The sequence below is a fragment of the Janthinobacterium paucivorans genome (assembly GCF_051380805.1).
Classification (GTDB): Bacteria; Pseudomonadota; Gammaproteobacteria; order Burkholderiales; family Burkholderiaceae_D; genus Janthinobacterium; species Janthinobacterium lividum_D.
This window is the reverse complement of record NZ_JBNYXR010000030.1, coordinates 1-7,395: the sequence shown is the minus strand read 5'-3', so window position 1 is coordinate 7,395 and position 7,395 is coordinate 1. Positions and strand designations below refer to the sequence as shown.

Genomic DNA, 7,395 nt, shown 5'->3' with positions numbered 1-7,395 from the left:
CAAAGCGTTGTGTTTGTCAGCTGCGAAGAAGAAAGAGTATGAAGCGTTTCGGCTATTTCGTCAACCTTCTTTTTTCACCCTGCTTTACTCTGCATTTACATGCGTCGTTCAGCGAGGAGGCGAATTATAGCCAAGCGCCGCGTGGCCCGCAAGCACTATTTAAGCCCTTCGCAAGCAGCCACGATCCACTCGCGAAAACTGTCTAGCGCTTCCCATGGCTCACGCCCACGCGGCTGCACCAGGAAGTAGCCGCACCAGTTAGTCAGGGGCGGCACCGGCAAGCTGGCCGGCCAGCCATCGCGCAACAGCGCATCGGCCAGCGCCCGCGAATCAAACCATCAAGAAAATGCTTGCGACTGGACGTGGGCCCAGGGCTTGAAAACAGACTATGCGTGGTGCCTCTGACGATTATCCTCGACCGCATTACCCAGAGTTTAGGACAGCACGAATCGCGGCGCTGACCCAATGAAAACCCAGGCGCTCCTGTTCCATGCGCAAGCGTTCGCCCAACACATCGTCACGCAGCACTTGAAATAATGCATGCTCGTCCGGCGTCAATCGGCTCAGGCTGCCCGTATAACGCTTGTGCGTCTCTTCACTGCCCCACAATAGGTGATGCGCTTCCAGGGTCGCCAGATCCATCAACATCGAGCGCGCCTGGGGCAGGAACGAGCGCAAGCGGTCGAGAATCGCAAAGCCATGCGTATCGATATCGCCCCAGTAAATGATCTGCCTGTCATCGAGCCAGCGTACATCGGCCAGGCGCTCGATGCCATAGCCGCCGCCAAAGATCACCATACTGTCCGACACCTCCGGAAACGCCAGGCCGTTGATTTCATTTTCGGTAATGAAGACCCGCTTGACCGTGGCGCGCAAGGCCGTGAACTGCGCCACCGGCACGCTCAGGTCGGACAGGCCGCCGATATGATGGCGGGCGTCGAGCAAGCGAAAACGGATCAGCGCAGGCTTGGCCAGCAGGCCATAACGCGCTTCAAATTGACGCGCGCCAACGGCATCCGCATTGACGGCTTCAGGCGGCAACAACTGGTCCAGCAATTCCGCCAGCAGGGTCTTGCGCGTTTCAATGAACTTACCATCGACGCCGGCAATATCGAGTTCGCGCAAATACAGCTGCGGTCGTGGATGGGCGACAAACCATTGCAAGATCGCCAGGATGCGTGCCCATGCACCCGCCTGTTCCAGGATCGTCATCGGACGGCGCTGCAGCCAGCCGGCCAGCGCAGGAAACATCTGCAGGGTGATGGCCGCGAGCTGCTCGAAACGCCGCTTGTCAGCTGCCTTGCCGATCAGCTTCAAGGCCTCGGTTTCGTCGGCCACCACCACTTGCACCGGCACCCGATTGCGCCCCAGCTGGCGATGATTGATCTCACGCCACTCGATCACATAACCGTAGCCCTTGTGACTTTTGCTGCCGTCCTCCAGTTGCCGTATCCAGCGCCGTACCGCATCGAACTGCTCGCCCATCATCGCGGCGCCGGGCTGACGTACAGGCAGCGTCATGGGAAACAGCGATATTGCTGTGACATGCGCGGCCAGCCAGCTGCCGCTGTTCCACAGGCGCAGCAAGTGCGCCTCGATGGCAGCCGGCGTGGTCCATCTACTGCTCATGTCGCTCACGTCGCTCATGCGCTGCGCGCCTGGCGCTCAGCCTGGTACTGCTCGATGCTCAGGCAACGCAACATCGATTGCCGCCCCTCTTCGCTGTGCACGAAGCCGAGGCCGGCGACATACGGCTCGATAATATGGATTTTTTGCAGAGGCGTGACGATCAGCAATTGCAGATTCATGCGCTTGAACAGTTCCAGCCCATAGCGTGCGGACTCATCCGAGCCGCGGCCGAACGCCTCGTCGATCACGACAAAACGGAAGGAGCGCGAGCGCACCACACCCCATTCGAGGCCGAACTGGTATGCCAGGCTGGCAGCCAGCACGGTATAGGCCAGCTTTTCTTTTTGGCCGCCAGACTTGCCGCCCGCATCGGTGTAATGTTCATGCTCGCGGTCGTCTTCACGCCAGCGCTCGGAGGCCGAAAAGACAAACCAGTTGCGCACATCGGTGACCTTGCGCGTCCAGCGCTTGTCCACCTCGGCGCTGCCGCTGCGGCCACGGAAACGTTCGATGATGGTTTTCACTTGCAGGAATTTGGCTTCTGAATATTCCTCGTCACTCGATCCCGTCAGCGCGCCTTCGGTGCAGGCGCGCAAGTCAGCCTGGAAATCGCGCAAGTCGGCGTCCAGGTTGGGCTCGGCTTCCAGCGCGATATAGCGGTTGGGGTTGTAATCGATATCGTGCAGCGAGCGGTTGATGATATCGATGCGCTCGCGGATGGTCTCGCGCTCGCGCTTGAGCTGGGATTGAAAACCGGCAATTTCGCGGATCGTGTTTTCATTGAGCAGCTCCTTGAAGCGTTGCGCAAAGCGCGGCAAGTCATCGGCCTGCAGTGCCGCCAGCATCTTGCCAAATTCACCGGCGGCGTTGATGCTGACATCGACTTCACGCGTATCGAGCGGCCAGGCCGTCACGTAATCACTCATGGCACTGATGATACGATCGCGCAAACTGGCAATTTTCTTGCTGTCGGCATCGATACGCGTCTGCAAAAAATTGCGCATGTCTTTTTCACGGTTGTCGCACGACTCCACCGTCAGCTTGTGTTCGCCCAGGGCTTCCGGCTGCAACTGCCGCAGCAGAGGAAAATACAGCTCGCGCGCAGGCACCGGGGTGGCGTCCAGCAACTGGGCGCAGTCGGCTAACTGGCGCCGCGCCTGATCCTGGCGTTCGCTGAGCTTGGCATGTTCGGTGGTGTGACGGCTGATGTCCTCATCCGTGCCGGCTTGCGCTCGCGTCAGCGCCTCAAGCTGGCCCTGCAGCTCTTGCAGCAGATCAGACGCAGCTTCCAGTGCCTCTTTTTCACGCTGCAGTTGTTCGATCGCCAGCAGCAGCGGCTTCCAGTCCTGCTCGCCAAAGTGCTGGAACACCGCCAATTGCTGCCACTGACCAAGACGATCCTGATACGATTGACGTTCAAGCTTCAGCGAGCTGATGCGCGCGCCATGCGCGCTAATACGCAATGCCAGGTCACGCGCCTGCTTTTCCAGCGCTGCGATCTTGGACTGGTTGGTCCAGCCGAGCACATAGCGCGCGCGATCGTCGAGCCGATGGCGGTCATCCTTTTCATGGCGCTCGCCACCCGCCTTGATCTGGCCGTTACGCGTGATGGCCAGTTTTTCGCGCTGAAATTGCTGCAGCGAGTCGCAGCAGGCATAGTCGAAACGCCGCGCCAGTTCACTGGCGATCCAGGGATAAAACGCCGAATCGGGCTTGATCGACAGCTTGCGCACCAGCGAATCGGGATGCAGCGGACGCGCTTCCGGCACGCTGACCGAGCGTACCCGAAAATACACCAGGCGGGCCCCAAGATGGCTACGGTCAACCCATGCCGCCACCGCTGCATAATGAACTTCCGGCACCAGCAGCGCCAGGCCGAAATTGTGCAGCAGGCGTTCGACCGCCCCTTCCCATGCACCGCCATCATCGCGCACCTGGATCAGCTCGCCAACAAAGGGCAGCTCGTCAGCATCGAGATCGAGCGCGCCACACAGCAAGTCGCGCAGTTTCAGCATCTGGCCCGGAATATTCGAGCGGCGCTGGCGCAACGATTCCAGTTCCGCCGTCAGCTCGCCATGACTGGCACCGAGTTCATGTACTTTCACGCCGGCCTCGGTCAGGCTGTTCTGACACTCGTCGCGCTGCACCACGCATTGCGCCTGGCCACTGTCGATGGCACGCAGATTGGTGCGAAAGCCTTCGTCATCGGCCGCGCCCGGCAAGCCCAGCGCTTGCGCCAGTTGCTCGTAGTGCGCTGCGCGCCGCGCGCGCTCATCCTTCAGCGTTTGCAGGCGCGCAATCTCGGCGTCGATCTGCGCCAAGCGATTGCCACCGTTAGCGGAAATGGCCTCCCGGATGTCATCGCGGCGCAGACCTTGCTCCCCACGCAATTGTTGCAGCCGCTGCAGGCGCACCGCCGTTTTTTCCAGCTCCAGCACCAGTTGTTCCAGACGGCTTTCCAGCAAGTTACTTTTCAAGGCGGCAAACCATGGCCGCAACGCTTCGCGGCAGCCGCGCAATTGCTCATCGTGCTGCTGCAAGCTGGCATGGCGTGCACAATCGGCAGTCAGCGGCACCAATTGCTCGATTTGCTGTTTCGCCTTCAGTACCGCTTCGTGCGCGCGATGCAGATCATCGAAATGGGCGATCAGGGCGGCGATGCGCTCTTCGACAGGAAAAGCTTCCAGCATATGCTCGCGCACGAAGTCGGTCAGATTGCCGACCGATTTCATCGATACCGTCTGGTGAAACAACTCCATCGCCTGTTCATTGCCGATGCCGAAGCGGCGGCGGAAATCGGCGCCATATGGTGGGAAGCTGTCGTGCAGGGTCACGCCCTTGCTGGCGCGCAGGCGCTTGCGCAACTGGTTAATATCGGTGCCGAAGCCGGCGAACTGGTCCGCGATCGCCAAGGCGCTGTCCGCCACCACATAAAAGCGCTCGGGCTGGCCGCGCGCATCCTTGAGCCAGAAGACCTGCGCCAGGGTCACTGTCTGATCGTAGCCTTCGTTATAAAACACGCCAAGAATCACGGCATAGGTATTCTGGTCGCGCAAGGCGACTGCGCGCGCCGTGCTGCCAGTGTCGCCGCGTTCCGATTTGTAATGGCCGAGCACATAGGTGCGCAGGCTGCGCTCATGTGCATCGGCGCCAGCGGCCTTGTTATAGGAGATTTTTTGCGCGGGCAACAGCAAGGTGGTGATCGCGTCGACCAGCGTCGACTTGCCCGAACCGATATCGCCGGTCAGAAGCAGATTATCGCCGCCAGGATGCAGCTTCCACACGCGCGCATGGAAGGTGCCCCAATTCAAGACTTCGAAGTGATGCAGGCGAAAGCCGGCGCGCTCCATGCTCGCCGGGTCGGCGAAATCAAGCTGGGGCGTTACAACGTCTTCATGCTCACGCGCCGTCATCGCGCATCCTCCGACAGTTCCATGCCATGGCTGGCGTAATCGTTCAGGCGCTGCTCGAAATCGTTGAGCCATTGCGCATCGACGAAGGCCTTCAAAATGCGCCGGACCTCGAATTGCTGATCCTGTCCACGCAATCGATACAGGAAGCCCAGTTCGACCACCTTGTTCAAATGCGTGTCCATGCGGTCAAGCAAACGCGCTTCATTCGCGGTATCGGGCAGGAACAGGCGTAATTGTTCGGTGATCTGCTCACGGCTGAGGATAAGACGTGTGTCACCGGCATTGTTGTCGAACTCCGCCAGCTTTTTACGCAACAGCACCAGGATCAGACTGACCGGATAACTGAGTTGGCGGCGCGGCACTAGGCGCGGCAGCGCAACCTCCCCTTCCGGCGTGGCACGCTGGCGCAGATAGGCATAGCCCTCGGCTTCATCGAGTATCAGTTCCAGGCCGATGTGCTGGCAATAGTCGCGCACACGCGCTTGCAACAGCAGCAGCGGCTGCCACAAGGCGACATCGTTTTCCTGGTACAACACGCCTTGCATCAAGGCGATCAGGATCTGGCTGTAATGGGTTTCGCTGGAAGAGTTCATCATGCGCTAAAAATAAGGAGAGGCATCGTGGCAATGCGCGCACGACCTTGGGCGTCGGTCCAGTGTATCGTTTCTTCTTGCGTATCGTCGATCACGCTGGGCAATTCCTGCGTCGCCAGGCTCAGATAAGTCGCCAGTTCCGCCAGGCCTTGTTCGAGCGGATACTCGGCGATCAGCGCGGCGAGCGACACTTGTTTGCGCTCCTGCAAAGCGCGCCGGATATTCGACGCCAGCTTCAGGCGATCGACATAGACCTGCTCGAACAAGGCATCGGACGGCACCGGTTCGGCCGCTTCATCGAGCACGCCCTGCAAGATGACGGGTTTGAACGGTGGCGCAAACAAGGTGCGGTCCATTGGTGCCAGCACACTCGGCGCTGCGGCGTCGATGTCGATAAAGGCCGCATGCTCGACCACCGCGCGCACATTGAGTGCCTTTTTTTCTATATCGCGTATCAATTGCATGATGCGGCGATTTTCTAGCCAAGCCTGATCATCAAGATAGCGCCGCAGCTGTTCGGACAAACGGGCCACCGTACGCTGCGTCACTTCACCCGCTTCCAGCCAGTCGTAATGAATCCGCAGCAAGCGGCCATCGGGTGCCAGTTCACGCACCGGATCGAGCGCCATGACTGCATTCAATAATGCCGTCAATTCATCCTGGCGCGATGGCGACATCAACAGGTCCCAGAAGGCGCGAAAACTTTTACCCTCATCGCTATCGGCGATCACATCGCGCTTGCCGAAAATTTCCTGCAGCAATTCCCCCTTACTACCCTCCCAGGTAGCAATGCGCTCCCGCACTGAGCGGTCCAGGCTGCGAAAATTATGCTCGACGGCGCGAAAGTCGGACAACAACTCACGCGCCGTCGACGACATTTGCAGGAAGCGTTCGCGTATCTGGGTCGGTTCCATCATGTCGAGCCGACCCTGCGCGATTTGCGCGATTTCGGCATCGATCGCCGCCTTGCGTTTTTGCAGCTCGGCGATACGGGTACGAGGATTCAATTCCGTGCCATCGATAATCTGCCGCAGCAAATCGAATACCGTCATCAGGCGCGATTCGGTACCGATGAATTGGCGCTGCCCCAAGCCGAGCAGCCAGGCGATCGCCTGTTCGGTCGGCGATGTCAGATCATAGTGTGGTTCATCCTGGCCGCTCGGATAATATTTGCGCAACCAGCCCCGCTCGTCGGAAGCCCAGTCGTCCAGATACGCGGTCGCGCTTTTGGGAAACAACACCTCGCCAGCCAGTTCATGCAGATGGTACAGATGGTCGTCCAGACGGGATGCCAGTTGCTGGCGTGCGATGGTGCGGATATTGGGTGCAATAAAATGAAGATGCAGGAAACTGGCGATCATGGGTGCATGATCGGCGGCAAGTAAACGCCACGCCGGATGATTGCGCCGCTGGGAGGAGAGCTGTTGATAATCCATCTGTATATGTGCTTATGGTCTATGCAACACTGTAGCACTGAACAGCCGGGCTCAGCCCCTCAATGCCGCTAACGCAAAGGTCACGCTAACGGGCGAGGGTGTCTGACCCCAGACTTCGCTTGGGGCTAACACTAAAACCAGCAGACGAAAAAAAACCCCACCATCACTGGCGGGGTTTTTCTCAAGGTGCAACAGCCGGGGGCTGTGGCACCAAATAACAAGCCTGACGATAACCTACTTTCACACTGGTTGCAGCACTATCATCGGCGCAAAGTTGTTTCACGGTCCTGTTCGGGATGGGAAGGGGTGGGACCAACTTGCTAT

5 protein-coding genes and 1 rRNA gene are annotated in these 7,395 nt (G+C 59.3%); 1 reads left to right on the top strand and 5 read right to left on the bottom strand.

Annotation, left to right across the window (positions count from 1 at the left end; genetic code table 11):
* The coding region (locus ACQ4V8_RS21680) for a hypothetical protein (RefSeq protein ID WP_436572184.1) at nt 1–206 on the top strand (206 nt) is incomplete at its 5' end.
* 217 nt (nt 207–423) lie between these two features.
* Here ACQ4V8_RS21680 and ACQ4V8_RS21675 read toward each other — a convergent pair.
* The 5 genes from ACQ4V8_RS21675 to rrf all read right to left on the bottom strand — a co-directional run.
* Nucleotides 424–1,647 carry a Wadjet anti-phage system protein JetD domain-containing protein gene (locus ACQ4V8_RS21675; protein WP_436572183.1) on the bottom strand — a complete coding sequence of 408 codons (1,224 nt, stop codon included), beginning with the start codon at nt 1,645–1,647 and terminating at the stop codon, nt 424–426.
* Nucleotides 1,644–5,042 carry an ATP-binding protein gene (locus ACQ4V8_RS21670; protein ID WP_070345769.1) on the bottom strand — a complete coding sequence of 1,133 codons (3,399 nt, stop codon included), beginning with the start codon at nt 5,040–5,042 and terminating at the stop codon, nt 1,644–1,646. The genes ACQ4V8_RS21675 and ACQ4V8_RS21670 overlap by 4 nt, the downstream gene beginning before the upstream one ends.
* Nucleotides 5,039–5,635 (bottom strand): DUF4194 domain-containing protein, encoded by a 597-nt coding sequence (locus ACQ4V8_RS21665; RefSeq protein ID WP_222838437.1) that lies wholly within the window; start codon nt 5,633–5,635, stop codon nt 5,039–5,041. The genes ACQ4V8_RS21670 and ACQ4V8_RS21665 overlap by 4 nt, the downstream gene beginning before the upstream one ends.
* Entirely contained in the window at nt 5,635–7,071 is a 1,437-nt protein-coding gene (locus ACQ4V8_RS21660; protein ID WP_436572182.1) for a DUF3375 domain-containing protein, read from the bottom strand. The genes ACQ4V8_RS21665 and ACQ4V8_RS21660 overlap by 1 nt, the downstream gene beginning before the upstream one ends.
* Before the next feature lie 221 nt (nt 7,072–7,292).
* Nucleotides 7,293–7,395 (bottom strand): 5S ribosomal RNA (gene rrf / locus ACQ4V8_RS21655); the annotation flags it as partial.

Bases quoted from the DNA above. Each gene is read 5' to 3' on its own strand.
- ACQ4V8_RS21675 (WP_436572183.1), bottom strand. From the start codon at position 1,647: ATGAGCGACGTGAGCGACATGAGCAGTAGATGGACCACGCCGGCTGCC.
- ACQ4V8_RS21670 (WP_070345769.1), bottom strand. From the start codon at position 5,042: ATGACGGCGCGTGAGCATGAAGACGTTGTAACGCCCCAGCTTGATTTC.
- ACQ4V8_RS21665 (WP_222838437.1), bottom strand. From the start codon at position 5,635: ATGAACTCTTCCAGCGAAACCCATTACAGCCAGATCCTGATCGCCTTG.
- ACQ4V8_RS21660 (WP_436572182.1), bottom strand. From the start codon at position 7,071: ATGGATTATCAACAGCTCTCCTCCCAGCGGCGCAATCATCCGGCGTGG.